25 protein-coding genes are annotated in these 25,797 nt (G+C 59.7%); 4 read left to right on the forward strand and 21 right to left on the reverse strand.

Annotated features, from left to right (window positions below; translation table 11 throughout):
• Window positions 1-5: 5 nt before the first annotated feature.
• The 4 genes from AC3ZU9_RS08395 to AC3ZU9_RS08410 form a co-directional block, all read right to left on the reverse strand.
• On the reverse strand, window positions 6-1,637 hold the full coding sequence (locus tag AC3ZU9_RS08395) for a GMC oxidoreductase (protein WP_102061369.1): 1,632 nt from the start codon (window positions 1,635-1,637) through the stop codon (window positions 6-8).
• Window positions 1,634-2,113 carry a hypothetical protein gene (locus tag AC3ZU9_RS08400; protein ID WP_490090570.1) on the reverse strand — a complete coding sequence of 160 codons (480 nt, stop codon included), beginning with the start codon at window positions 2,111-2,113 and terminating at the stop codon, window positions 1,634-1,636. Before AC3ZU9_RS08400 ends, AC3ZU9_RS08395 begins: the two co-directional genes overlap by 4 nt.
• Window positions 2,114-2,210: 97 nt before the next feature.
• A complete protein-coding gene (locus tag AC3ZU9_RS08405) occupies window positions 2,211-2,576 on the reverse strand; it encodes a hypothetical protein (protein ID WP_052308669.1) in 366 nt (121 codons plus the stop codon).
• Window positions 2,577-2,973: 397 nt separating this feature from the next.
• Window positions 2,974-4,626 (reverse strand): methyl-accepting chemotaxis protein, encoded by a 1,653-nt coding sequence (locus AC3ZU9_RS08410; protein WP_046036164.1) that lies wholly within the window; start codon window positions 4,624-4,626, stop codon window positions 2,974-2,976.
• A 181-nt stretch (window positions 4,627-4,807) separates the two neighbouring features.
• Here AC3ZU9_RS08410 and AC3ZU9_RS08415 point away from each other — a divergent pair, with 181 nt between their 5' ends.
• Entirely contained in the window at window positions 4,808-5,332 is a 525-nt protein-coding gene (locus tag AC3ZU9_RS08415; protein ID WP_490090571.1) for a hypothetical protein, read from the forward strand.
• 60 nt (window positions 5,333-5,392) lie between these two features.
• Here AC3ZU9_RS08415 and AC3ZU9_RS08420 read toward each other — a convergent pair whose 3' ends face one another.
• The 7 genes from AC3ZU9_RS08420 to AC3ZU9_RS08450 form a co-directional block, all read right to left on the reverse strand.
• A complete protein-coding gene (locus AC3ZU9_RS08420; protein ID WP_043205425.1) occupies window positions 5,393-5,818 on the reverse strand; it encodes a hypothetical protein in 426 nt (141 codons plus the stop codon).
• 77 nt (window positions 5,819-5,895) lie between these two features.
• Window positions 5,896-6,183: a hypothetical protein gene (locus AC3ZU9_RS08425; protein ID WP_043205424.1), complete on the reverse strand. Its 288-nt coding sequence runs from the start codon at window positions 6,181-6,183 to the stop codon at window positions 5,896-5,898.
• A 47-nt stretch (window positions 6,184-6,230) separates the two neighbouring features.
• Window positions 6,231-6,587, reverse strand: a complete 357-nt coding sequence (locus AC3ZU9_RS08430) for a VOC family protein (RefSeq protein ID WP_046036163.1) — start codon at window positions 6,585-6,587, stop codon at window positions 6,231-6,233.
• Window positions 6,588-6,755: 168 nt separating this feature from the next.
• On the reverse strand, window positions 6,756-7,208 hold the full coding sequence (locus AC3ZU9_RS08435; protein WP_490090572.1) for a thiol-disulfide oxidoreductase DCC family protein: 453 nt from the start codon (window positions 7,206-7,208) through the stop codon (window positions 6,756-6,758).
• Between the two features lie 130 nt (window positions 7,209-7,338).
• Complete coding sequence (locus AC3ZU9_RS08440) at window positions 7,339-8,676, reverse strand: MFS transporter (RefSeq protein ID WP_012724540.1); 1,338 nt, start codon at window positions 8,674-8,676, stop codon at window positions 7,339-7,341.
• Window positions 8,677-8,825: 149 nt separating this feature from the next.
• Window positions 8,826-9,761 carry an EamA family transporter gene (locus AC3ZU9_RS08445; protein WP_490090573.1) on the reverse strand — a complete coding sequence of 312 codons (936 nt, stop codon included), beginning with the start codon at window positions 9,759-9,761 and terminating at the stop codon, window positions 8,826-8,828.
• 269 nt (window positions 9,762-10,030) lie between these two features.
• The gene (locus AC3ZU9_RS08450; protein ID WP_064053463.1) at window positions 10,031-10,906 is read right to left on the reverse strand and encodes a LysR family transcriptional regulator; all 876 of its coding nucleotides are present in this window, start codon (window positions 10,904-10,906) and stop codon (window positions 10,031-10,033) included.
• Window positions 10,907-11,166: 260 nt separating this feature from the next.
• Here AC3ZU9_RS08450 and AC3ZU9_RS08455 point away from each other — a divergent pair, with 260 nt between their 5' ends.
• Window positions 11,167-12,036 (forward strand): NmrA family NAD(P)-binding protein, encoded by an 870-nt coding sequence (locus AC3ZU9_RS08455; protein WP_490090574.1) that lies wholly within the window; start codon window positions 11,167-11,169, stop codon window positions 12,034-12,036.
• 13 nt (window positions 12,037-12,049) lie between these two features.
• Here the strand turns inward: AC3ZU9_RS08455 and AC3ZU9_RS08460 are convergent, their stop codons facing one another.
• The 3 genes from AC3ZU9_RS08460 to AC3ZU9_RS08470 form a co-directional block, all read right to left on the reverse strand.
• Entirely contained in the window at window positions 12,050-13,546 is a 1,497-nt protein-coding gene (locus tag AC3ZU9_RS08460; protein WP_046036159.1) for a methyl-accepting chemotaxis protein, read from the reverse strand.
• Between the two features lie 167 nt (window positions 13,547-13,713).
• On the reverse strand, window positions 13,714-15,876 hold the full coding sequence (locus tag AC3ZU9_RS08465; RefSeq protein WP_490090575.1) for a TonB-dependent siderophore receptor: 2,163 nt from the start codon (window positions 15,874-15,876) through the stop codon (window positions 13,714-13,716).
• Window positions 15,877-16,048: 172 nt separating this feature from the next.
• Entirely contained in the window at window positions 16,049-16,540 is a 492-nt protein-coding gene (locus AC3ZU9_RS08470; RefSeq protein ID WP_012724534.1) for an Lrp/AsnC family transcriptional regulator, read from the reverse strand.
• Window positions 16,541-16,661: 121 nt separating this feature from the next.
• On the opposite strand from AC3ZU9_RS08470, the gene AC3ZU9_RS08475 reads away from it, so the two are divergent.
• Together AC3ZU9_RS08475 and AC3ZU9_RS08480 are read left to right on the forward strand one after the other, a co-directional pair.
• Window positions 16,662-17,696, forward strand: a complete 1,035-nt coding sequence (locus AC3ZU9_RS08475; protein WP_012724533.1) for a histone deacetylase family protein — start codon at window positions 16,662-16,664, stop codon at window positions 17,694-17,696.
• A gap of 58 nt (window positions 17,697-17,754) precedes the next feature.
• A complete protein-coding gene (locus AC3ZU9_RS08480; protein ID WP_460948906.1) occupies window positions 17,755-19,182 on the forward strand; it encodes an amino acid permease in 1,428 nt (475 codons plus the stop codon).
• A 102-nt stretch (window positions 19,183-19,284) separates the two neighbouring features.
• Here the strand turns inward: AC3ZU9_RS08480 and AC3ZU9_RS08485 are convergent, their stop codons facing one another.
• From AC3ZU9_RS08485 to AC3ZU9_RS08515, 7 genes are all read right to left on the reverse strand, one after another.
• Window positions 19,285-20,046, reverse strand: a complete 762-nt coding sequence (locus AC3ZU9_RS08485) for a PIG-L deacetylase family protein (protein WP_046036155.1) — start codon at window positions 20,044-20,046, stop codon at window positions 19,285-19,287.
• Between the two features lie 177 nt (window positions 20,047-20,223).
• Window positions 20,224-20,883 (reverse strand): glycosyltransferase family 2 protein, encoded by a 660-nt coding sequence (locus tag AC3ZU9_RS08490; RefSeq protein ID WP_012724530.1) that lies wholly within the window; start codon window positions 20,881-20,883, stop codon window positions 20,224-20,226.
• Window positions 20,880-21,479 carry an SAM-dependent methyltransferase gene (locus AC3ZU9_RS08495; protein ID WP_490090576.1) on the reverse strand — a complete coding sequence of 200 codons (600 nt, stop codon included), beginning with the start codon at window positions 21,477-21,479 and terminating at the stop codon, window positions 20,880-20,882. Before AC3ZU9_RS08495 ends, AC3ZU9_RS08490 begins: the two co-directional genes overlap by 4 nt.
• Entirely contained in the window at window positions 21,476-22,234 is a 759-nt protein-coding gene (locus AC3ZU9_RS08500; protein ID WP_012724528.1) for a PIG-L deacetylase family protein, read from the reverse strand. The genes AC3ZU9_RS08495 and AC3ZU9_RS08500 overlap by 4 nt, the downstream gene beginning before the upstream one ends.
• A complete protein-coding gene (locus tag AC3ZU9_RS08505) occupies window positions 22,231-23,229 on the reverse strand; it encodes an acyl-CoA dehydrogenase family protein (protein ID WP_093546836.1) in 999 nt (332 codons plus the stop codon). The genes AC3ZU9_RS08500 and AC3ZU9_RS08505 overlap by 4 nt, the downstream gene beginning before the upstream one ends.
• 1 nt (window position 23,230) lies before the next feature.
• Window positions 23,231-25,390, reverse strand: a complete 2,160-nt coding sequence (gene glgX, locus AC3ZU9_RS08510) for a glycogen debranching protein GlgX (protein WP_012724526.1) — start codon at window positions 25,388-25,390, stop codon at window positions 23,231-23,233.
• 119 nt (window positions 25,391-25,509) lie between these two features.
• Complete coding sequence (locus tag AC3ZU9_RS08515; protein WP_043205419.1) at window positions 25,510-25,782, reverse strand: DUF2934 domain-containing protein; 273 nt, start codon at window positions 25,780-25,782, stop codon at window positions 25,510-25,512.
• Between the last annotated feature and the right edge of the window lie 15 nt (window positions 25,783-25,797).

Consider the following 25,797-nt stretch of genomic DNA (forward strand, 5'->3'; position numbering starts at 1 on the left):
CATTGTCATGGGTGTGCCGGAGCTGCCAGGTGTTCGCCCAACCGTAGCGCCAGTGCCGTAAGCGTCAATGTCGGGTTGATTGCGCCAGTGTTTGGGAAGGCTGCGTTGGAGCAGATATAAACGTTGTCGACACCGAAAACCTTGAGGTCTTTATCGATGACACCCTCTTGCTCTGTCCCTGCCATCCGGCAGGTGCAGGCGGAATGATCGGCTCGCCAGGAAATGGAGGGCGGCCCGGCGAGGGTTGCGCCCATCGACTCAAAGATGTTTCCCACATGGGCGCTTATTTGCTGCATCCGTGTGTTGAAGTCCGCGGACTGCGAGTAGTCCACGATGGTTTCCTGCAGGCCCATGCGGTTGCGGATATCCAGATTCGAGACTCTGTTGCTGTATTCACTCGGGATCTCGACCATGCCGTGAATCTGCACTTGGGTTGGACCTTGAACTGCTTTCTCAATGTCCTGACGCAGCATGCCGTTCTGCATCATTTGGGTGACACTCGACGGCTTGTTGTTGACCAGCGTGGCGAACGAACTCGGCGGGTTTATCAGTATAAATTTACCCGCGGCCTGCTCCTGCGGGCTGTCGAAATAACGGCTGCACAATGTTGGGAAGTCCATCTCGGGCTGCAACCGGTTGGGATTGTCTTTGAGAGTGCCGGTGAACACGAAGTAGGGGTGGGTCACGAAATATCGGCCTACCAGGTCATGATCGTTGCCGATACCCAGGGGCCAATATGTCGAGCATGAACGCAGCAGCAGCTTCGGCGACTCGATCGCGCCGCCGGCCACAATTACCGTGTTGGCTTCAACCGTAAGGAACTCGCCGCTCATTTTATTCAGGTAGGTGACACCGCTGGCATGCTGTCGAGACGACATGGTGATTTGCTCAACCACGCAGTTGTCCATGATGCACAGGTTCGGAAAATTGCCCCATGCCGTCATGTCGCCCAAGAAGTTGGGCGCTGCGTAACGCGCACCGAAAGGACAATACTTGCAGGTGCCTGTGGTTTTGCAGGGCGCGTGGCGGGACGTGGTGTTGGTGATGCCATGGCGGGCGATCGGCACATTGGCGCTGCTCATTCCCAAGGCGGTCATGGCCTGGTAGACGGGCTGGTCCTCAAGCGTGTAAGGAAAGGCAGGGAACGGGTAGGGGGCCGAGCGGGGCGGGTCTTGGTCGGTTGAGTCTCCTGAAACGCCAATGTAGCACTCTGCCTGGTTGTAGAAGGGCTCAAGGTCGGTGTAGGTAATCGGCCAGTCGGCACCTTGGCCGGTGTTGCTCTTTAGTCGGAAATCTTCTGCTTTGAGCCGGAAGGACCAGCCTCCCCAATGGATGGTAGAACCTCCATAAGTCATGACCCTGGCGCCCGCCAGTGGGACGACGGTCGCGCCAACACTTAGGTTCTCGCCTGGAGCGTCACGCTGCGGGTAATCCAGGTCATTGTATTTGTAATAGGGCAGCTTCGTGTAAGAGCTGCCCGAAACCATGAAGTCATCCCACAGGGCCTGGTCTTGCATCTTCACCCGGGTGCCAGCTTCAAGGATTAGGATTTCCCGGTTGGGATCGGCTTCCAGCATTCTGTTGGCTATCGCTGCGGCCGCTACGCCAGAGCCTATGATCAAGACGTCGGTATTCATTGTGCGCCCTCCTGCCCGGTCCGGTAGGGGACAGGCTCACCCGGGATGAAGGCGCCGGCAATGTAGCCGGGGTAATTGATAGCCCCTGTGAATGCCTTGAATCCGCCCTGCGAGACTTGGAAAGCAATGAACTCGTTAGATACCTTCTGCCGTACCAGGCTCAACGGCGTCTGTGGCGGCGCTTGGTTGGCTGCTGTGTCGGTGAATAGCATCTTGTAAGCCGCCGCCTCGCCCAAACGTTCGACTAACTCATCCAGCGTCTGGTTGGCTTGAATATAAAAGCTTCTGTACTCGGGGTGCAGTCGGATACGGTTGTCCATGAATACGAACAGCCGTGATTTAAAGTTCTGCGGGTTATCCAGATTGTCCCAGAAATGGCAAATATGTTCGAAGAGGTCGAACATCGCCTCGTATATCTCTGGGGGAAGCGGTTCGGCGCTCAGGTTGGCCGGATGGTTGATCTGTTGCTGGTACATACGTCACTTCCTCCATGGAAAATCGTCGCATAGCCCGCAGCAAGCCATCAGTTGCCTCTCTAACGCCGACGGGCCCCAGTCAGATGGTCGCAGCTTGTCAGGCAGCAGGTTGTGTTACGGTCAGCGTGTAGTTGTAATTATTTTCGCCGACTTGCTGCGGGCTGCTGATTTGGCAAGCCAATCCAGATTCGCGACCTAACGTGATGTACGGCACCCACGAGCCCGGCTCAGAGCCGGAATTGATGACGCAGTTGATCTCGGGATTTTCAGTCAGGTAAAGCGTAAAAAACACGTTGCCGTCGTTGTCCCATAAGCCTGTGCTCACGGGCCCGGCAGTGGCGGGAGTGGATACGGTAATTTGCCCGCCGTAGCTGGCCCCACCGTCATCACTGGCAAAGGACACACCCAACGCAAGGCTGCTGGATAGAGTGAAATTACAGGTGAGGTTTGAGGTGCTGGTCATGATTCGCTCCTTGAATTCAATACGTGGTGTGACCCGATGAAACAGGTGGGTTGGTCCAGTATAGTGGCAATTCGCCAAGCGCCAGTCGAAGTCCAGAATTAATTGGATCCTGTTAAATTACTTGGCTCCGACCCTGTCCGGGTGACGGCGATATCAGTCCCTGCAGGCGGAGCACGCGCGCGCAACGCGCCCTCCGAACCGCAGTGTTCCATTTTGATCAAGTTACGTAGCAGCGTCGCTGAACGCTCTATCTGCTGGGCGTTGTGCTACTTATTACGTGGCCGAGAAGCTATACATGTCGTTCTGATGGATTGGGTTGCGGTGATCTGTAAAAATAATTCTGAGCGTGAATCAATCGAGCGCTCCTCACTCCGCAGACGCAATCTTAATAAGCTCATCAAACCGTAAACTTACCTATTTGCCGCTGTAGCACGGCTCCGAGTTCTGCCAAGTCATTACTTGAACTGGCAGTTCTCTCGCACGACAAAGCTGAATCATCCGCAATATTACGAACTGAAGTAACACTGCGGTTAATTTCTTCTGCCACACAACTTTGTTCCTCACCGGCGGTTGCGATTTGCCTGACCATCTGCTGGATGTTGTCAATCATCCCTACGATGGTTTCAACCGAACTCCCGGTGTTTGAAACTTGTATGACGGTTTCATCAGTCAAACCGCGACAGACTTCCATCATCCCAGCAGCTTCTTCGGCTATTTTTTGCAGATTGGCGGTCAGAGCTCCAATTTCCAGGGTTGCGCCCTGAGTCCGTTTGGCAAGCGTTCTCACCTCATCTGCTACCACCGCAAATCCTCGACCCGCATCACCCGCCCTCGCAGCTTCGATAGCGGCATTCAGCGCCAATAAGTTGGTTTGATCTGCGACTGACGTTATAACTTGCAATACCCCACCTATATTTAGGCTCTCTATTTTGAGTTGTGCCATAGCGGCCGCAGATTTCGATACCTCAGAGGCCAGACGTTTGATTTGGGCTATTGCGTCTTTTGCCATGGTGCCGCCGGTCTGCGCGTGAAGGTTAGCGTTGAGTGCCGCATGGGCTGCTTCTTCGGAGTTGCGCGCAACTTCAAGGGTGGTTGCTACCATTTCGTGGATCGCGGTGGCGACTTGGTCGATTTCAATTCTCTGATTTCCTACGCCGATGCGGGTCTGCTCTGTCGCAGCGGAAAGGTCAACGGCGGCATCAGAAATAACGGCCGATGACGTATTAACTTGACTAATAAGCAGGCTCAGGCGTGACTGCATTTCACCTAAGGAGGACAGCACACTACCGGCCACTGACATTTTCGCTTCAAGAATCGGGCGCAAGTCACCACTGGCGACGCGCTGAGCGATGGTGGACAAGACAGTGGGCTCTGCACCAAGAGCACGTGATAAACCACGAACTATCAGAGTGGTCAGTACGACCCCTATGGTAATTGCCAGTGCACAGAAGAACATCAGGAAGTTACGGGTGTTTTTATATTCGTTTTGCGAGTCACTGATGCTAGCCTGCGCGAGGCTTGAGTTAAAGCTCTTGTAATTAATAACGCTGGTTACAAGTTTCTTTAAAAGTGGCAAGCATTCACTGTTCATCATATCAATAGCCGCTTTATCATTGCCACTCATGGCTAACCGCGTGATCTCTAAAGCGACAGGGCCATAAATTTTCTCAATTTTCTCGATCTCAGCCACTAAACTCCGAGCGTTGTTACCCTCGGCGGATGGAGGTAACACATTGACGCCCGCTACCAGTTCCGACAAAAGCTTTTTAACTTTTTGATGTTCGGTATTTATGGCATCCGCCTCAGCCTGTCGTTCCACTGCAGAGGTGATCAGTACAAGGTTGCGTGCTGAAATAGCACGTTGTTGCGCAGCGAGCAATAAATCGTTCATCAGCCCCATGCGCTTATCCAAACCATCAACATAATTTGAGAAGCGTAGATTTGATTCATTTAAACTAATGACAGAAAATGCAGAGATCATAAACGTAATCACTACCATTAAGCCAAAGCCCAACAGCAATCTTGTCCGCACCGACCATGAATTTAACATGCTGAGTCTCCAAGAGATTTTTAGTATTCTTATGGTGCAGCCAAGAATATGGCGCATTGGGACTATGGGCCGCTGGATGGCAATAGTTCAAGTGTTAAATGGCGTTGTGATACTAAAGTGCTAAATTGCAACTCTAGCAGCCCAATCGAATTGCCTGCACTGTCTGTGCATATCTATTTGAGTGGTTTTTTATTTCTGGCTGGATATTTACTTCAAAGTCATACGCAAAACAAGGAGTGCTCTATACTTAACTCAATTTAATTTTGTCGAGCCCTATAATGAGCTTTATGCTCAAGTTCATGACAGATCGCTTTTGGCCGAAAGCAGTCCATCAGAAAAACTCATATTGATCATCATCGGGCTTGCCCGCCGCTCCTATCACTACGGGCCTGAAACTATCGCGAAGTGCGCACCCGATATCCTCAGGGCCGCCATTCCAAAGGCTGAGTCGTTCTGGAACGCAGCGCGTTCGATCACCGACCTGCCTGGCGCTTTCGAGCTTGTCAGGCAGCATCTGTCGACAGGCGGGCTGGGTTTCTACAACTACACGCAGCATCCGCTTGCCTACGCCTTTGTATTGGCCATGAACGGCAAGCCCGACGCGGCTGAAGAGGAGCTCCGACGCTATCATGCGCGTCTTTCAGAGGCCGCCCAGAGGAAGCTTCGTAAGCTGTTCGTGGAGGTCGGCGGTTATCCTGGTCAGTGATGAGCACGGCCAGGTTCGAGGGTGTCGATGTAAAACAACCGGCCCCGCGCTAGTCGTCGATTAACGCTTCAGGGCCTCACACTGGTTACGTAAGTTGCTGTCTCGAATATTCCCGCAGCTTTGACCGTTGATCGTGGCATTGCAGTAAGCGCGTTGATTGTCGTCACTGATGTTGCCGCAACTTTGCCCGTTCATTTCAGCATTGCAGGTGGCCCGCAGGTTATCGTCGCGGATGTTGCCGCAGCTTTGTCCGTTGATTTTGGCATTGCAATAGGCGCGTTGATTGTCGTCACTAATGTTGCCGCAACTTTGCCCGTTCATTTCAGCATTGCAGGTGGCCCGCAGGTTATCGTCGCGAATGTTGCTGCAGCTTTGTCCGTTGATTTTGGCATTGCAATAGGCGCGTTGATTGTCGTCACTGATGTTGCCGCAACCGGCGTAGGCGTACCCACTCAACATCAATAGCAACGCAAATATGACTCTCATCGTTCTCTCCATAGCGGGCAGGAAATAGCTTGGCCGCTGACTGATCCAAAAAAGATCGTGATGCATCAGTGAGCCGGTCAGGTTTTCAACTGGTTGAATAGCTGTTGCAGAAACACATCACCTGCCGCTGATTCTGAAAGTAAATAGTGCCCAAACCAAATATCCCAGCCAGCGGCGAGGCTAAACTCAGCGCAATGGAAACTTGGGTGAATTGTCGTGTCAAGGCCGACGACGGGCGATCCCACCTGTCGGAACCCATGGTGTTTGACTAAGGTGTCGACCAGCGAAAGCCAATAAGCGTCAGGCAATTCGTTGAGGCCCAGGGTTAGATGACCATTGGCTGCGGTGTGAAGAGCTGGGTGCATGGCGGACCCTTCAATCGGCTGTCGATATTGATTACGCGTTCCCAAGCCTACTGCTGCACCGTCCAGACCGCCAATTCATACCCATCCAGGTCCGTAAAGTGAAACCGACTTCCACCCGGGAACGTAAACGTCTCGCGGGTGATAACGGCACCCAGGGCTTTGAGTCTCTGTTGCGTATCATCGAGATCATCCGCATACAAAATCACCAGCGGTCCCCCCGGTCTAACGGGCTCGCCTGTGGTGAAGCCTCCGCTCAGGCGGCCGTCGCTGAATTCGGTGTAACTGGGGCCATAGTCGACGAATGTCCAGCCGAATGCGCCGCCGTAGAAGGCTTTGCTACGGGCAATATCGCCCACGTTGAATTCGATGTTGTCGATTTGTCGGTCTTTGCCGCGAATACTCATGCCTGTCTCCTTGGCTGATGTTCGGAGTCGCGAGTGTAACGTAAGCAAACGCCGTCATGAACGTGAGCGTCCGGGTGCGCCCAAAATGCCTATGATGCAGTCGGAAACAGAATCAAGGGAGGAAATACAGTGGCGTTTGATGAGGTGCTTGACCGGCTGCGCAGTGGTTCATAGCCGGCCTTTCAGAAAGCGCTGATCATGATCCGGATGTGGCAACAGGCAGCTGTCGTACTTCCCAAAAAGTCGATAGCGATTGCGCGCCACGCGGTCGTAAGCCCAATCCCGCAGCCCGCGCGGGATAAAGCGCAACAGCAGCAATGCACGCCACGTGGCAGGCAGTTGCGCAATGATTTCGAACACTGCCTCTGAACGCACCCAATAGTGATGGTCGCGAATGACCGCCAGGGTGTCGAACTGATCCAGGGGCAAACCCGCCCAGGCCAGCAACGCCTGGCCCTCGGGAGATTGCACTGCCGCCAACCGCACGCGCCGCGGGTGGCCATGGCGAATCAGGAACCTTGCCCAACCGTTGCACAGCTTGCACACGCCGTCGAACAACACCACGGTCTCGCCGGGGTTGAGCAAAGGCGCCGGGGCAGGGCGGGTTTGGCAGACTGGCATCGGCGTGGGTCCAGACGGGTCGGATGGCTGTCGATCATACCTGTCTTCGGGAACTGCTGTGCGGCGGCACTGCTGGCATTTTCTGCGCCTGACCCACCGCTATCGCAGCCTCGCGCCTATAGGTATGAACCTAACGCGACAGCGACAGTGCCGCGCCTTTTTCCTCCGTGCCTACGTCGTGCAGGGAAATCCTCGACGTTTCCGGCAACGCCAAACCCCCCGCCAGTGCGAGCAATGCCACCGCTATCAGATAAAACGCCGGTGACAGGTTGCTGCCCGTGGTGCTGATCAGCCACGTCGCTATCAGCGGCGCGGTACCGCCGAAGATCGTGTACGCCATGTTGTAAGTGATTGCGGAGGCGGTGTACCGCGTGCGTGTCGGGAAGGTCTCCGACAGCAGCGCCGCCGTGACCACGCCGCACAACACGGCGCCCACCGCCAGCAACATGACGCCGACAATGGACGCTGCAAACGAGCCGGAACTGGCCATCAGGAACGATGGGTACACCACCACAATCAACAACACGCACGCGGTCATCACCGTGACCCGACGCCCCACCCGGTCCGAATACAACCCCGCCAGCGGGCAAATCGCCGCAGCGAAGATCAGCGCGATCAGCGACACCAGCAACGCCATCGCCCGACTCAGCCCGCCCGCCACTTGCAGATAGGTCGCGAAGTAGGTGGTGAACATATAAAACGACAGCGCCGTCAGTGACACAAAAGCGCCCAGGCAGCAGATCGCCGCACCATGGTTGCGCAAGGTTTCCTTGAGTGGCGAGTGGGCGACCGCATGCTCCTGCTTCACTGCCTGGAAGGCCGGCGTCTCATCCAGCTTCCAACGCAGGTAAAGCCCCACCAGCCCGAGCGGCGCGGCGATCAGGAACGGCAGGCGCCAGCCCCAGTTGCCCATCGCCTCGGCCGATAACGATGCTTCAAGGGCGTACGCCACCACGGCGGCGGCGGCGAAGGCGGAAAATGTCGACACGGGCACGAAGCTGCCGTACCAGGCGCGCTTGTCACTGGGTGCGTGTTCCATCAGGTACGCACAGGCCCCGGCATATTCGCCCCCGGCGGAGAAGCCTTGGGCGCAACGGATCAGCGACAACAGAATCGGCGCCGCGACACCGATGGCGGCGTAGGTGGGGAGCAGGCCGATCAAGGTGGTGGCGCCGGCCATCAGCAGGATCGTCATGGCCAGGGTACGTTTGCGCCCGATGCGGTCGCCGAGCATGCCGAAGAAAATCCCGCCCAAGGGCCGGAAGGCGAAGGCGACGGCGAACACCGCGAAGGTTTTGAGCAACGCCGCACTGGCGTCGCCGCTGGGGAAGAATTGTTGGGCGATAGTGGTGGCGAGGAAACCGTAGACGGCGAAGTCAAACCACTCGACGAAGTTGCCGATGCCGGCGGCGATGATGACCTTGCGCAGGGTTTGGGGGCTTACCTGTTCGGTGGAGGGGCTCGTCATGGGGAAGGCCTCGGAAGGGGTCGGGGATGCTGGATTATCCGGGGAAGGCGGGTGGGCGGCCGGGCTCAAAAGAGTCGTCCGCATAGCCAGTAGCGACTGGGTGGGAGTGAAGGAGCAGGAATTGGGCCAGGTCAGGCGGGGATTTATCGCTAGCGGGCAGATTTGCGGTAAGTCAGCAGCACAATCCCGGTCACCACGATGACGCCGCCGAGCATCTGCCCGGCGTTGAGCATTTGATCGAGCACGACCCAGCCCATCAACAACGTCGCCAGCGGCTCAATGTTCATGACCGGCGCATTGCGCGGCATGTCCAGGCGTGGGACCGACATGAACAGCACGATAAAACCGGTGCCATACAGCACCACCAACGTCGCGAGCGCCAGCCAGCCGGTACTGCTTGCCGGTGGGTTCAGGCCGCCCGGAAGGGCACCGCTGAGGCCCGCTAGGTTGACGCTGCTGAACACGATGAAGATCGTCAGCAGGCTGCGCACTGAGCCGCGAACCTGGGACAACTTGTGATCGGTGATCCACAGCGCGCAGGCGAACACGAAGGCGGCGCAGAATGCCAGGCTGACGCCGATCAGCCATTGCGGGCCGATCTCGGCACTGCTTGAGAGGCGGCCGGGTACGTCCAGGACAAACACCAGGCCGACCAGAATCAAGCCCATCAGCAAGGCGGTGCGCGCCGTCGGGCGTGGGCCGCCGAATGCCCAGGTGAGCAGGGCGAGCAAGATCGGGAACACGTTGCCCACCAGCAACGCCAGCGCCACCGGCACGCGGGCGACGGCGGAGTAGAGGCACAGGCTTTGGGTGGCGATAAGCAGTCCCAGCAGCACTTGCCAGCGCCATGCCCCGGCCGGCAGGCGCAGGTTTTGGCGTTGCCACAGCACCAGCACGGCCAGCACCAGCAAGGTGCCGCCCGAACGCATCAGAATAGCCAGCAACACACCGGCGCCATCATCGAAGGCTACGCGCGCCGCAATGTGGTTGCCGGCGAAGGCACAGCCCATGCACAGCAGAATCAACACGGCGATGGGGCGGGAGAAGGGGGCGGGTGTGGTTTGCGTGGCGGCAAGGGCAGTCATGAGAGGGCTCGAACAGTGGGCACCATCGTCGAGGATGGCGATTTATTGTTAGGTTGTCGTACAACTTGAGGGTGGGATTTGTAGCGCGTTTGAGGCGAAGGAGCAAGGGCAAGCGTTTATATAACGGCTACCATTCTGAGTTTTTGCGGTTCGCCGAGCGTTTTCATTGAAGGGTGATTTTCGGCCCATGGCGAGCACTCACCCCGCTTTCGTCGGTGGTTGTCGTATGTCTACGGGCCAGACCACCCGCCCTCGGCGTTTAATCAGTCCTATCCCCTCAGAACAAGCGACATGTCTGAATAGTGATCACACATGAAGTCGACGAATGCGCGAACCTTCGGCGCCGCAAGCCGCCTGGAGGTGTGTAAGACCCAAAGCGCCGGCTCTACACCCGACACCGTTCCCCACTGAACCAACTCACCGCGGGCAAGCTGATTCCAGGCGATGGACTGTGGGATGAGCGCCGCACCGCCACCGGCGACAGCGGCATCGCGGACCATCAACAGCGAAGAGAACTGCATGGTCGGGACCGGCTCCAAGACCAACTGCCCGCCGTCAAGACGCCAGTGGGTGGGCTGGAAAGTCGACGTCACGATCGCGGGCACGGATCGGATCGCGCCGGGCATCGGCCTGAGCAGTTCAGGCGCCGCCACCACGATCAGCCGGTCCTTGGCGAAGCACCGTCCGACCAGGCTGCTGTCCGGGCTTGGGTTGATTCGAATGGCGACATCAAATTGTTCCTCCACCAGATCCACCCGTCGATCTTCCGACACCACCTCGATAAACACCTCCGGATAGGCCGCACAGAACTCGGCGCCGATACGCCCCATCGCCAGCTGCGAGAACAGAATCGGGGCCGCGACCCGTAGACGTCCGCGCGGTGTTGAAACGCCTTCGCGTGCGGCGGTCATGGCGTCGGTCACTTCACTCAGCGGGCCTTCAGTTCGAGACATCAGCGCCTCACCGGCTTCGGTGAGTTTCAGGCCACGTGCGCTGCGCTCGATCAGCCTCACGCCCAGTTGTTCTTCAAGGTCGCTGATTCGGCGCGACAAGGTGGCTTTGGAAATACCGCTCGCGCGGCTGGCCTTGCCCAGCCCCGAATGGGTGGCGACGAGGGTGAAATCAATCAGCGCATTCAGGTTCATGGGTGTTCCATATGTGAAACGAGGTGTCTGGATTTTGTGGTCTTCGTTTTGGAAGTGCAACGAATTACTGTCTCGTCATCGGGACACGCCATGAGGCATTTCCAATGAGCAGTCTCCAACGGTGTTGGCGCAGGACGACGTCGTCAGCTTCTCCGACATCCCGATGCACTCGCACGCAATCGCACCGTTTCACGGACGGGCAAGGTTGTTGCGGATTTCACTCGCTGATCCACTCTAAACCCACTGCAGGAGTTTCAAACATGAGCATTCTGGTTATTGGCGCCACGGGCACCCTTGGTTCACTGATCACTCAAGGCCTGGCTGGCGCGGGCGCCGAGGTCAAAGCCCTTGTGCGCCAAGCGGGCAAGCGGGAGTTTCCGGCCGGCGTCACTGAAGTTGTCGCAGACCTCACCGACGTCGTGTCGATGCGCGTTGCGCTTGCGTCGGTGCGTACCTTGTTCCTGCTCAATGCCGTGACGCCCGACGAGGTCACTCAAGCCCTGATCACGCTGAACCTGGCGCGTGAGGCGGGTATCGAACGTATCGTTTATTTGTCGGTGATTCATGCCGACACATTCACCAATGTTCCGCACTTCACCGGCAAGCATACGGTTGAGCGCATGATCGAGCGCTTTGACATGCCTGTAACGGTCTTGCGTCCGGCTTACTTCATGCAAAACGACCGCCTGGTGCAACAGGCTATTCAGGCCTATTCGGTATACCCGATGCCGATCGGCGCGGCGGGCGTGTCGATGATTGACGCGCGCGATATCGCTGATGTCGCGGTTGCAGAACTGCTGCGACGCGACACAGCGCCCTCGGCGCTGGCTCGTGTAACGCTGGAGTTGGTTGGGCCGCAGGCGCTCACCGGTGCCTCCGTGGCGAAGACCTGGAGTGCGGCGCTAGGCCGCGAGATCGCCTACGGCGGGGATGACTTGGCCGCGTTCGAAGCACAGCTGGCTTCTTACGGCCCCAGCTGGCTGGCGTATGACATGCGCCTGATGATGGCGGGTATCCAGACCTTTGGCATGCACGCCGTTGAAGGCACGGTCGAAATGCTTGAGGCCCTCATTGGGCACCCGTTGCGCACCTACGAAGACTTCGTGCGCGAGGTCATTGCCGAGGGTTGAGCCGCGCTAAAAATCATGGATGAAACCGTCGCCCCAGCGCATCCAACCGCACCGCAATCGGCGGCAACCGCTCACTGCTTCTGGCCAGGGTTTCAACATCGTCGGCGGTGTTTTGCGCAATGCTTTGCACCGACTGCAGCCGGCCGACAATCTCCAGGTTTGCCGAGGTTTGCTCGCGTGTGGTGGTCACGATCCGGCCATTCAGGTCGTCGATGTGCGCGATGTCATTGCCCACCGCGCGCAACATTTCGACCGCTACCTGGCTGTCTTCCACGCACCGCTCCACGCCTTGGCGGCTGTCGTGCATGGCTTCGACGGCTTGGCGGCTCCCGTGCTGCAAACCCTCGATGATGGTTTTGATTTCCTGGGTGGACACCGCTGTGCGTTGCGCCAGGCTGCGGACTTCGTCGGCGACCACCGCAAAACCACGGCCTTGCTCGCCGGCACGGGCGGCCTCGATGGCAGCGTTGAGGGCGAGCAGGTTGGTTTGGTTGGCGATGCTGCTGATGACTTCGAGCACAGTGCCGATCTGCTCGGCCTGCACGGCCAGGCCTTGTACCGTCTCATGCGTGCCGTTGAGGCGTGAGGCCAACTGGGTGATTTCCTGCTGGGCACGGCCCACGCTTTCCTGGCCGCGCAGGATCTGTTGGCTGGCCTTGCCGGCGTGATCCACCGCTTGCTCCACGTGCACGGCGATGTGGCCCATGGCGTCTTCCATGCGCTGCATCGAGCCGGTCATCTGGGTGATTTCCGCCAATTGGTGCCGTGCGCCTTTTTCCAGGGTGCCGCTGGCGCTGGCCAGTTCCTGGCCGAGTTGGCCGAGGCCATGGGAGTCACGGGCGACGCCGTCGATCAGGCCGGTAAGCTGCTGCAGGAAGTGGTCGAAACGCTTGGCGAGGGAGACGTGCACCTTGCCCGCGTCACCTTCGGCGGTTTCGACCGTCAGCTGGGAAGTAACCGCCAGCATTTTTTCCAGCATCTCCTGGCTCTCGACCGCTTCGGCCTGGCTGTGCACGGCCAGGTAGAGGAGGGCGACGGTTTCCATCACGACATAGAACGCATGGACAAACACCATGGCCCAGCCGCCGTGATGATCCATCACGAATACCGGGAAGCCTTGATGTTGCAGCGCATGGAACACCACGTGGTGCACGGCGATCGTGGCCGCTGCGACCAGGATCGGCAGCCAGTCGCGATAAAACGTCAGCACGGCCAACAGTGCGAAGATCCCGAAGTGCGCTTCGATCACGCCCTGCGCCTGGTTGATGTGCAGCGCCGCCATGACCATCAAGCCCGCGCCGAGGGCGCAACGCATCACACGGGTGCCACCGATGGCGCGGTAGAGCGCGGTCAGCACCACGCTGGTGCCGCCGCCGACGATGGCCGCTTGAATCAAAGTGTCATGCCAGAACGCCAGGCCCAGTGAGAACAGGAACATCAGCCAGATCAGCGCCAGCATGATGCGGTCGGCCTTGCGGTAGTGCTCGAAAAAACGCGTGCGGATGGGCATTCACACTTACTCCATGTGGTCTGGCCGAAACAAAACGAGGGGCAGGGTGGCGCGAATTGGGTGTGCTTGGTTTTTATTGGATTGAGCGATGCCAAACGGTTATCGGCAACAGGAGGAGGGACTTGAGGAGCGGCTACCCGGGTGGGTAGCCGTTTATCGGGCTGTGATCAGAAGCTGTATTTGGCGGTCAGCATCATGTTGCGCGGGTTGCCGTATGCGTCACCGCCATAGCTCACGGAGTTGGCGATGGTCGAGTAGTAACGGCGATCAAAGATATTGTTGGCGTTGACCTGCAGGTCGAGGTGGTCGTTGACCCTGTAGCCGGCCATCAGGTCGGTGACGGCGTAGGCGCCTTGCTTGAGACGGTAGCTGCCGCCATTGGCCAACTCGAGGTCGTTGTACATCCGGCTTTGCCAAGAGAGGTTACCGCCTACGCGGAGTTTTTCCAGGGGACCCTGGAAGCGATAGCTGGTGGTCAGTTTGAACAGGTGCTCGGGGGTGTCGGTGTCGAACTGCTTGTTGACGTTCTGGGGGTTCGCGTCGTCCTTGATGGTGTGTGTACGGGCGTAGGTGTAGCCACCGCCGACCTGCCAATTCTCAGTGAGCGCGCCTTGCAGTTCGAAGTCGATACCCTGGCTGCGGATCTCGCCCGAAGCGTTACTGCAGGAGGCTTGTGGGCAGTTTGCAACGACCACCTCCACGGCACGGTTTTCCTGGTCGACGCGGAACAGCGCGACACTCGCATTCAGCGCGCCACCGAGGTATTCGCCCTTGATGCCAACCTCATAGTTCTTGCCGACGATCGGCTTGACCGGGGTACCGGACGTGTCCTTTGCACTCTGCGGCGTGAAGATGTCGCTGTAGCTGACATACACCGAGTGGTGGTCGTCCAGCTCGTAGATCAGGCCTGCGTAGCGGGTGAGGTTGCGGGTGACCTTATAGTCGCCATCGTTGCTGCCATGGGCGTCGTAGTCATACCAATCCAGACGTCCGCCGAGGATCAGCTTCAACGGGTCGGCCAGGCTCAGGCGTGTGGTCAGGTAGACCCCGTCCTGGGTGGTGACGTCGCGGTCGTTGGTGGTATGGACGAAGTCCGGTTTGCCGGCGGTGAGCGGCCAGTTGAGGTTGTACGGGCTGTAGTTGTGGGTGGTCATGTCGTAGATGCGCCGGCTGGCGCCCACCACCAGTTCGTGAGTACGTCCAAACGCTTGGAAGGGGCCGCTGGCAAAGGCGTCGACGCCGGCCTGGTTTTCGTCGTAGGACGCTTGGTAGACCGTGCGAGCCAGGGTGTTGCTGACCCAGCGTGACTGGTAGGAACCCGAGAACAACGCGTTCTGCTCAGCGTAGTTGGCGTTGACCTGCAGGCTCCAGTCGTTGGCCAGGCGTTGACGCAGTTCGGCGAATACCGTGTTGATTTCCTGGTCCTTGTTTTCCCAAGGGGTGCCGGGGTTGTAGGACCGCGAATAGTTCAGGTGATGGCCATCCTGGCCGACCATCGACGCGCCCCAGAAGTAATTGGTTTTGTCTTTCTGATTGGAGAAACCGAGGGTCAGGGTGGTGTCCTCGCTCAGGTCAGCTTCGGTGACGGCATAGAACAGGCCGTGATATTCCTCGGCGTTGTCGATGAAACTGTTGGCGTCCCGGTAAGAGGTGACGACGCGGCCGCGCCATGTGCCGCTGTCATTAAGCGGGCTGGAGGCGTCGAGCTCGCCACGGTAGTCGTCCCAGCTGCCGGCGGCGCCGGTCAGGGTGACTTTCTGCTCGTCCAGCGGGCGCTTGCGGACCAGGTTGATGGCGGCGGAAGGGTTACCCGCGCCGGTCACCAGGCCGGTGGCGCCGCGTACCACTTCGACGCGATCGAACATCGCCAGGTTCGGCTGGGCGCCCACCGAAACGCCGTTATAGCCGGTCGGGATGCCGTCGTACATCAGGTTGTCGATGTCAAAACCGCGTGCAGTGTAGGACTGCCGGCCAGGGCCGTTGGAGAAGTTCAGGAACAACCCCGGCGTGGCCTTGACCACGTCGTTGATGCTGGTCATCGCCTGGTCGTCCATACGCTGGCGCGTAATCACGGTGACGGCCTGCGGGGTTTCACGCATGGTTAATGGCAGTTTGGTCGCGGTTTTCATTGCGCCGGTGGTATAGGACTGCGTGCCTTCGGTGGTTTGGCCCAGTTGCTCTTCGCCGGAGATTTGCGTTGCACCCAGTTCAAGGGTGGTGGCCGGCGCTTCGGTCTCGGCCGCGAAGGCCGCGTGTGAAGCAGCAAGACAGACCGCCAACGCCATCAAACTGGGTGAAAAACCTTTGCCGCCGTGTTGTTGCACAGACATGGAACTGACTCTCCCCGAATGCCGTCCCTGGCGAATAATAAAGATGTTGATAATTATTCGCATCAGTTTGTCAGATTGAGCCTGTAGGAAAAAGCCTTAGGGGAGAATTAGTTAACGAATTTTTCACATCTGGGTGGCGGCATTTAGCCACACCGCCCCCCCTGTATGTCCCTCATTCACGCTTTGAAATGGCCACGCGACTCGTCGCCTTGACCTCCCTCAGCGCCAGGCTCGACTGAATTGACGCAATCCCTAACTGGCGCCGCAACACGCTCTCGACAAACTCGCTGTAGCTGTCCAGATCCTCCGCCAGCACCTGCAACAGGTAATCGGCATCGCCGGTGATCTTATGGCACGACAACACCTGCGGCAGCTCCCTCATCACCGCCTCGAAGGCGTCGGGCGCATGGTCGGTATGGATCGCGAAACGCACATGCACGAAAGCCAGGATATCCAGCCCGAGCATCTTGCGATCCAGGTTGGCCTGGTAGTCCTTGATCACGCCTTCTTCTTCCAGGCGTTTGCGGCGGCGCCAGCAGGGTGTGAGGCTCAGGGATAGCCGCTCACTCAATTGCGCGTTGGAAATACTGGCGTCTGCTTGCAGCAGGGCGAGGATGGCGAGATCGGTGTCATCAAGAACGACCTGTTTGGTTTTATTTTTCATATAGGGCAATCACAAGGGTAAAAACACCCGATAAAACTACCAGTGGCAGAAGTAAAAGCAAAGAAAGCCCGGCGTCGCCAGAACAAAATAGACCCTGTCTTTTACTGGCGGATGCCCACACATGTTGACTGTATTTAGTGAAGACCACCGTTTGCACCATGGCACCGAACTGAAGGACGGCGTGCTCAAGCCCTCGTTCGAGCAACCAAGCCGTGCCGACACCGTGCGTGACCGCGTCAGGCAGGTTGGCCTGGGCGATATCATCACGCCACGCCGCTTTGACCGGGGCTGTTACGTCGCCGCCCACAGCGAACGCTACGTCACGTTCCTTGAAACCGCCTGGGATGAATGGACCGCCATCGGCCGCAGTCATGACGCATTGCCCCTGGTGTGGCCAGTACGCGACCTGGCCAACGAACGGGTGCCGGACTTCATTGACGGCAAGCTGGGGTTCTTCGCCATGGACGCCGGTTCCCCGATCACCAGCACCACCTGGGAGGCGGTCAAGACCAGCGCGGACATCGCCCTGACCGGCCTGGCGCTGCTTGATGAGGGCCACTACAGCGCCTTCGCCCTGTGTCGCCCACCGGGCCATCACGCGGCCCGCGAATACATGGGCGGTTACTGCTACCTCAACAACGCCGCCATTGCCGCGCAGCACGCCATCACCCAAGGCGCCAAGCGCGTGGCCGTGTTGGATGTGGATTTTCACCATGGCAACGGCACGCAGAATATTTTCTACGACCGTCCGGACGTGATGTTCATCTCCCTGCACGGCGAACCGGCAGTGTCCTACCCGTATTTTTCCGGTGCCCGTGATGAGCGCGGCGCAGGTGCGGGGGAGGGCTTCAACCTGAATTACCCGTTGCCGAAAAACACCACCTGGGCCCACTACCAAACCGCCCTGATCGACGCTTGCCAGCAACTGCGCCGTTTTGCGCCCGAAGTGCTGGTGATCTCCCTTGGCGTCGACACCTTCAAGGACGACCCCATCAGCCATTTCCTTCTCGACAGCCAGGACTTCCTCGGCATGGGCGAAATCATCGCCAGCGTCGGCGTGCCCACGCTGTTCGTGATGGAAGGCGGCTACATGGTCGATGAGATCGGCATCAATGCCGTCAACGTCCTGCACGGTTTCGAAAGCAAATCCCAATAACAACACCCTGTCGTCTTTTCTTCTGCCAAAACTCAAAAACATAACAAGAGGTTTTGTGATGAAAACATCCACGTCCGGGCTTTATGAAAAGCCTGCGTTGCAACGCACCCTGAGCAACCGCCATATCCAGTTGATGGCCATGGGCGGTGCGATCGGCACCGGCCTGTTCATGGGCTCCGGCAAGATCATCGCGCTGTCCGGCACCTCGATCATCCTGATCTACATGATCATCGGGCTCTTCGTGTATTTCGTGATGCGCGCCATGGGGGAGCTGCTGCTGTCCAACCTCAACTTCAAGAGCTTCGCCGACTTTGCCGGCGCGTACCTGGGGCCGCGTGCGGCGTTCTTTCTCGGCTGGTCGTACTGGCTGAGCTGGAGCGTGGCCGTGGTGGGGGATGCGGTGGTCGTGGGCGGGTTCTTCCAGTATTGGTTCCCCCATGTGCCGGCGTGGATGCCCGCCGTGGGCATGCTGCTCACGCTGTTCGCGTTGAACGTACTGACGGTCAAGCTGTTTGGCGAAGTGGAGTTCTGGTTCGCGATCATCAAGATCATCGCCGTGGTGACCTTGATCGGCGTCAGTGTGGTGCTGATTGCCAGCTCGTTTGTCTCGCCCACGGGCGTTACCGCATCGCTGACCCATTTGCTGGATAAACAGGCGGCGTTTCCCAATGGCCTGTTCGGCTTTTTTGCCGGGTTCCAGATGGCGATCTTTTCCTTCGCCGGCACCGAGCTGATCGGCACCGCCGCCGCCGAAACCCGTGCACCGGAGCGCACCTTACCGAAGGCGATCAACTCGATCCCGTTGCGTATCATCCTGTTCTACGTGCTGGCCCTGGCGTGCATCATCGCGGTGACTTCATGGCAGCAGGTCTCGCCAAGCAAGAGCCCGTTTGTGGAGTTGTTCCTGGTGGCAGGCTTCCCCGCCGCCGCGGGCATCGTCAATTTCGTGGTACTCACCTCGGCGGCATCCTCGGCCAACAGCGGGGTGTTTTCCGCCAGCCGCATGTTGTTCGGGTTGGCCGACCTGGGCGACGCACCGGGGATCTTCCGGCGCCTGTCGAGCAGCAGCGTGCCGTTTATCAGCCTGGCATTCACCACCTTGCTGATGCTCTTGGGGCTGGTGTTGCTGTTTGTGGTGCCGGAGGTGATGACCGCCTTCACCATCGTGTCGACGGTGTCGGCGATCCTGGTGATCTTTACCTGGTCGACCATCCTTGCGTCCTACATCGCCTACCGCAAAAAACGCCCGGACCTGCACGCCAAATCCCTCTACAAGATGCCCGGTGGTGTACCGATGGCCTGGTTTTCCCTGGCGTTTCTGCTGTTTGTACTCGGCCTGCTGGCGTTGCGGCCGGACACACGCCTGGCGCTGTATGTAATGCCGGCCTGGTTCATCTGGCTGGGAATTGCCTACCAGCTCTCGCGCTATCGGGGCGCCCATTGGATGAAGGCTGCCGACTCGGTCACAGGTGACCCGCGCCAATGATCGCCTTGGCAAGCACCTCGGGCCTTTGCGCGTGGGCCGATACACTCCAGCGTGGGGCAGGGCGCTACTGCCAGGACTGAACGGTGTAGACGAGTGGGGAGCCTACGTAAGCACGATCTCATACGGCTCGCGCATTCTTTCCAGCAACACCTGGGCCAGCATCGGTGGCAGGCCGATCTCCGGGTCACCGGCCAATTGGCTGGCGTAGGCATGGGCGGCATGGAGTTTGCGCGCCACGCTCCAGGTGTCCAGGCGCACCTTGCGCGCGCGTTGCCAGGGGATGATTGCCCCTTCGCGGGCAGGCCAGTGCCAGGCCCAGATCGGCAGTTCGTACAGCTGCGCGCCGACCAGGCTGCAGGCCTTGGCGCTGGCACGGCCGACGGCGTCGTGGTCCTCATTGCCGTCATTGCGCCAGGTGCTGAACACCACATCACCCGGTTGCAGGTAGCGCGCAATGAAAGGGCTCAGTTGCGGTTCGCGGGCGGCGAGGGCGTTATCGCAAAAGCCGCCGCGTATCCACTTCAGGCTGTGCAGCGGCATGCCCAGGCGGCGCAGGGCCTCGACACTTTCCTGGGGGCGGATCACGCTGAGGCGGCTGGCTGGCCACACGTTGGAACCTGGATGACTGGCGCTGCCGTCGGTGATGGAGATCAGTTGCAGCGGATGTTCCCGCATGCTGAGTAACTGCAGCAGGCCGCCGCAGGCCAATACTTCGTCGCCGGGATGAGGGGCGATAATCACCACGCGTGCGCCGCGCGGCACCAAAGCGGAAGGGGTAATGGGCGGGATTTGCGCCAGCTGTGGGGCGCTGTTCCAGATTTGAGCAGGGCCGCTACGGCCGTCGCTTAAGGAAGCAAGCTTCATGGGTGTCACATCCTTGTCGGTTGATGCTGGGTCGTGCCCCGTTGACGGGACGACGCTCTTTTATTCACCGCAGACTCCGCCGCGGTGATGGCATGGCACTCCACTCCAGGAATGCCAGCAAGGCGTCCTCAGCATAGACAAGGATTGCCGGGTTTCACATTTTGTAACGTCGTTTTTTTAAGTGGCGTGCATCAGGGTCTTCAAATAGTCGCCGAAACCGCCTTGTGCACGGGCGTCCAGGCGCGCACTGGTGATCACTTGCGGGGTGTGGCTCCACGCGATAGAGGCGCCGCACAACTCAAGGTTGCGCACCAATTGGACATCCTCATGGCACGGCAGGGGGTCGAAACCACCGGCGCGAATATAAGCGCCGGCGCTTACCCCCAGGTTGGCACCGTGGATGTGCCGGTGACCGTCCCGCGCCTCATAGCCTTGGTGATAGCGAATCTGCGCCGCCGGGTCGAAATCTTCACTCCAGGCATCCACCGTCACGGTGCCGCACACCGCGTCCACTCCCAGTGCCAGTTGGGCCACCAGCCAATCGGGCGCCACCCGGCTGTCGGCATCGGTGCAGGAGATCCAGCGCGCACCTTGATTGAGCAGATGACGTGCGCCCACACCCCGCACATGGCCCACATTGCGCGCCTGGGCTTCCAAGCACTGCACCGGGTAGGCCTGTGCAATCGCGGCACTGCCATCGCTGCAACTGTCGAGCACGACCAGGATAGTCACCGCCTCGCCCAACAGGCCAGGGTGGGCGGCGGCGATCAGTGCCGCTTTCAGGCAGTCGCCCAGCAACGCCTCTTCGTTATGTACCGGGATCAGAATGCCGATCATCGCAGGCCCTCAAGGGTAGCGACCGAGGTGCCATCGCAGCTCCACAGGTCGAGCAGAAAGTCATGTTCGTGATAGCTGGCCACCTGCGGCATCGCCAATCGTTGCTGCAGCAAGGCATGCACCTCTTCGGCGGTTTGCGGGCAGCCTGCGATAGGTGGACGCCAATGGCAGGCCAGTAACTGGCCGTCGGCGGTCAACGACGCGCGGGCGCGATCGATCAACCGGCAGAGGTCTTCGGCATCCAGGTAGTAGCACAACTCGCTCAGCACGATCAGCTCGAACCGGCCGGTGGGCCACTGCTCGGGCAAACGGCTCTGCTGCACCTCGGCATGGGGGAAGCCGAGCAAGCGACTGCGCGCAAGGGCCACGGCCGCCGAGGCAGTGTCGCAACACAACAGGCGATCACAGCGGGCGGCCAGCTCGAAACTCAGTTCGCCATTGGCGCAACCCGGTTCAAACACCGAGGCATAGCGAGGCCGCGTGAGCATGGCCAAGGTCATCGCGCGTTTGCGTCGTTCGTACCAGCGCTGACGAAAGGCCCAGGGATCGTCGTTTTCGGCGAACATTTGGTCGAAGTAAGGCGTAGCCACACTCATACGAATACCACTTCAAAGGGTTGCAACAGGCGCTCCACCACATAGGGCGCGAGCACGGGCGCCAGGCCGATCTGCGGGTCGCCTTCCAATTGGCTGGCGAACGCATGGATGGCGTGGCGCTTACGGGCCACGGCTTCGCAGGTCAGCGGGATCTTGCGCGCGCGGTGCCAGGGCACCAGGCTGTTTTCCGGGGTTGCCCAGTGCCAGGTCCACACCGGCAACTCATACAGGGTGGCGCCTACCGCCTGGGCAGCCTTGGCGCTGGCACGGCCGACGGCCTCATGGTCGCAATGGCCGTCTTCGCGCCAGGTGGTGAACACCACATCGGTGGGCTTGAGGTAGCGCTGGATAAACGCGGCGAGTTCCGCTTCGCGAGCGGCCACCTGGCTGTCGGCAAACCCTGCGCGCAGCCATTTCAGGCTGTGCAGTGGCAAGCCGAGGCGATGCAGGGCCTGGGCAGACTCTTGAGGGCGCACCACGCTCAGGCGTTCCACCGACCAGCGCTGCGAACCGGGGTGACTGGCGCTGCCATCGGTCACCGAAATCAGCTGGATCGGCCGGCCCAGCGCCGCCAAACCCTGCATCAAACCGCCGCACCCCAGCACTTCATCATCCGGATGGGGCGCGATGATCACGGCACGATGCCCTTCGGGAACCAATTGTTCGACGCTGATGTGGGGCAGCTCGGCCATTTTCGCTGAGGCCTGCCAGTGATGCAGCGGCGTGCCCTGGCCCACAATCGGGTTGGGTTTCATAACTGCCACCTCCCTGTGGAGTCGCCTGCGACCAATGCTCCGAGGCCTGCCAAGTCGCGCTCGGCATGGCTCTGGCGCATGTACACCGGCAGGTCCGCCATCAATTGGGCAAAATGCGGGTCCTTGCAGAAAGGCCCCGCGCCGACCGCGCGGCCGACGTGGTGTGTCACTTGCTCAACAGTGTCTTCGATGCAGGCACGGGCCTGCTGGGCCAGTTCCCTGGCGTCGGCCTTGGGTGCGCGGTCGATCTGTTCGGCGCTGGCGCGCAGTACGCACGCAGCGCTGTTCAATACGCTGTCGACGGCGCCGAGGTGCGCGAGGGCGTGCGGCTCGGGACGCTTGCTGCAGTGTTCGCGCAAGACTTCCGCCAGCCGTTGCGCCGCGCCATACCAACAGGCGGCGATACCGATGCCGCCTTGCCAGAAACCGGGGCGGGCGAGGTAGTCACCCGGTCCACCGACGGCCAGCCCCCAGGCCCCGTCAAACACAATCTCCACACTGCCAGTGGCGGCCATGCCCACCGCGTTCCAGCCCTCGTCAGTGACGGTGATGCCGGGTTGATCCATGTGCACCGCTACCAACTGCTGCCGATCTTCTTCATCCCAGGCGGTCATCAACCCATGGCTCACCACCGCCGCGCCGGAGCACCAGGCTTTACGCCCTTGCACCCTGAGGCGATGACCCTCTTGCAGGACACGCACCTTGGCCGTTGGCGGCTCGGCCGCCCACATGCCCCATGTGCTGCCCAAGGGCGGCAAGGGGCTGTTGAGCTCGGCAATAATCGCCAAGGCATCGGTGTGGCCTTCGAACAGCTTGCACAGGCGCAGGTCATGGCCTGCCACCTGCGCCAAGCGGCTGAACCGCGCCAGTGTCTGGCCGCTGCCCGGCAAGGGCAGTTGGTCCAGGCCTTCCTCCTGAAGCGCCTTCAGGGCAGCGCCCAGGGCTTGCGTGTCCGCATAGCCCCGGTAGCCCTGAAGGAATCCATGCAAAGCCATCTCACACCTCGTCGTCACGCTGCAGTTCGAACAGCAGCAGCGAGCGGCCGGTCACCGCGTACTCGTGATCAAAGTCAAAGCGTTCCTGGCCGCGCACGGCCGGCTCGTTGGTGTCGAGCATGCAGGTCCAGAATTCACCTTGGGGCACCGACGGCAGGCGGAAATTGACCATGTCGTGGTGCGCGTTGACCACCAGCAACAAGGTGGCATCGGCGCCAGGGCGGCGAATGCCGGTCTCTTGGGCGCGGCCATCCATCAGCATGCCCAGGCAGCGGCCGTTGCTGTCTTGCCACTGTTCGGTGGTCATCTCGTTGCCATCCGGCGCCAGCCAGGTGACGTCCTTCACGCCGATGTCTTCGTTGTAGTCGCCCACCAGGAAGCGCCCGCGACGCAGGATCGGGTAGGCCAGGCGCAGCTTGATCAGGCGCTTGACGAACTTGAGCAGCGCCTTGCCGTCTTCGTCCAGGTCCCAGTTGATCCAACCGATCTCGCTGTCCTGGCAGTAGGCGTTGTTATTGCCGTGCTGAGTACGCGCAAATTCGTCACCGGCCACCAGCATCGGCGTGCCTTGGGACAGCAGCAGCGTGGCGAAGAAGTTACGCATCTGACGCAGGCGCAGCGCGTTGATTTCCGGGTCGTCTGTCGGGCCTTCGACACCGTGGTTCCACGACAGGTTGTTGTTGCTGCCGTCCTGGTTGTTCTCGTCGTTGGCTTCGTTGTGCTTGTCGTTGTACGACACGAGGTCGTGCAGGGTGAACCCGTCATGGGCGGTGATGAAGTTCACCGAGCTGTAAGGGCGGCGCCCACGGTGGTTGAACATCTCGCCGGAAGCGGTCATGCGGGCGGCAAAGTCGGCCAACTGGCTGTCGTCGCCTTTCCAGAATGCACGCACGGTGTCGCGGAAACGGTCGTTCCATTCCACCCAGCCCGGCGGGAAGTTGCCCACTTGGTATCCGCCGGGGCCACAGTCCCAGGGCTCGGCGATCATCTTCAACTGACGCAGTACCGGGTCCTGGCGGCAGGCCACGAGGAAACTGTGGCGCTCGTCAAACCCATCGCGGTAGCGGCCAAGGATGGTCGCCAGGTCGAAGCGGAAACCGTCGACGTGCATCTCGGTCGCCCAGTAACGCAGCGAGTCGGTGACCATTTGCAATACGCACGGGTGGCTCAGGTCCAGGGTGTTACCGGTACCTGAATCATTGATGTAGAAACGCTTGTCATCCGGCATCAGGCGGTAGTACGAAGCGTTGTCGATACCGCGCATCGACAGGGTCGGACCGCGCTCGTTGCCCTCGGCGGTGTGGTTGTAGACCACGTCCAGGATCACTTCGAGCTTGGCTTCGTGCAGGTGCGCGACCATCTCCTTGAACTCAGCAATCTTGCCGCTGGCCAGGTAGCGTGGGTCGGGGGCAAAAAACGCGATGCTGTTGTAACCCCAGTAGTTGGTCATGCCTTTTTCCAGCAGGTGCTGGTCGTTGACAAAGGCGTGCACCGGCAGCAGTTCTACCGACGAAATACCCAGCTGGCGGATGTGCTTGAGCACGTCATCTTCCATCAGCCCGGCGCAGGTGCCGCGCACGGACTCGCCGACGGAAGGGTGACGCATACTGATGCCGCGCAGGTGGGTTTCGTAGATGATCGTACGGTCCCACGGCACCCGTACCGGCTGATCGTTGCCCCAGGTGTGGGCCGGGTCGATCACCTTGCACTTAGGCACGAAGGGCGCGCTGTCGCGTTCGTCGAAGCTCAGGTCGTCATCCGGGTGGCCGATGGTGTAGCCGAACAGCGCCTCGGACCATTTGAGTTCGCCCACCAGCTGTTTGGCATAGGGGTCGATCAGCAATTTGTTGTGGTTGAAACGGTGGCCGTTGGCCGGGTCATACGCACCGTACACGCGGTAGCCGTAAATCAGCCCGGGGTGGGCGTCGGGCAGATAGCCGTGGAAGGTTTCGTCGGTGTATTCCGGTAGTTCGATGCGTTCCAGCTCGACTTCGCCGGAATCATCGAACAGGCACAACTCCACTTTGGTGGCGTTGGCTGAAAACAGTGCAAAGTTGACGCCCAGGCCATCCCAGGTCGCGCCAAGCGGGAAGGGCAAACCTTCACGGATCCGCGACGGCTCGTTGTCCGGCGTCGGTGGGGTTTTGTCGGGTTTGCTCATGGTGTTGCTCCTGCAAAGGTCTTTTTTCAGGCCGAGTGCGGCCGTGCTGACGAAATTTCAGCTGACAATATGGAAAATGAAATCACCCCTTGCCGACGGCACCGGCAAGAGGCTCGGGTTCAAGGCTTAGGCTTTTTCGGCGCCGCGGGTTTCTTCGCCGCCGGTGGTGCTGGTTTACTGGCGGCCGGTGCGGCCGGCTTGGCTTTTGGCGGGGGCTTGGGTGCGCTTGCCTTGGGCTTGGCAGTGGGCTTGGGCTTGCTCGGCGTCAGCGCTTCGGCTTCCGCCAGTTTGCGCGCCATCTCCCAGTGTCGCGCGTCCTCGCCGTGAGGTTTGCCCTCAGACTCCCAGATCTGATGTGCCAGTTCGCGTATGCGTTTGTCTTCAGTACTCATCACAATGCTCCTCGC

It is taken from the genome of Pseudomonas sp. A39 (assembly GCF_058145955.1).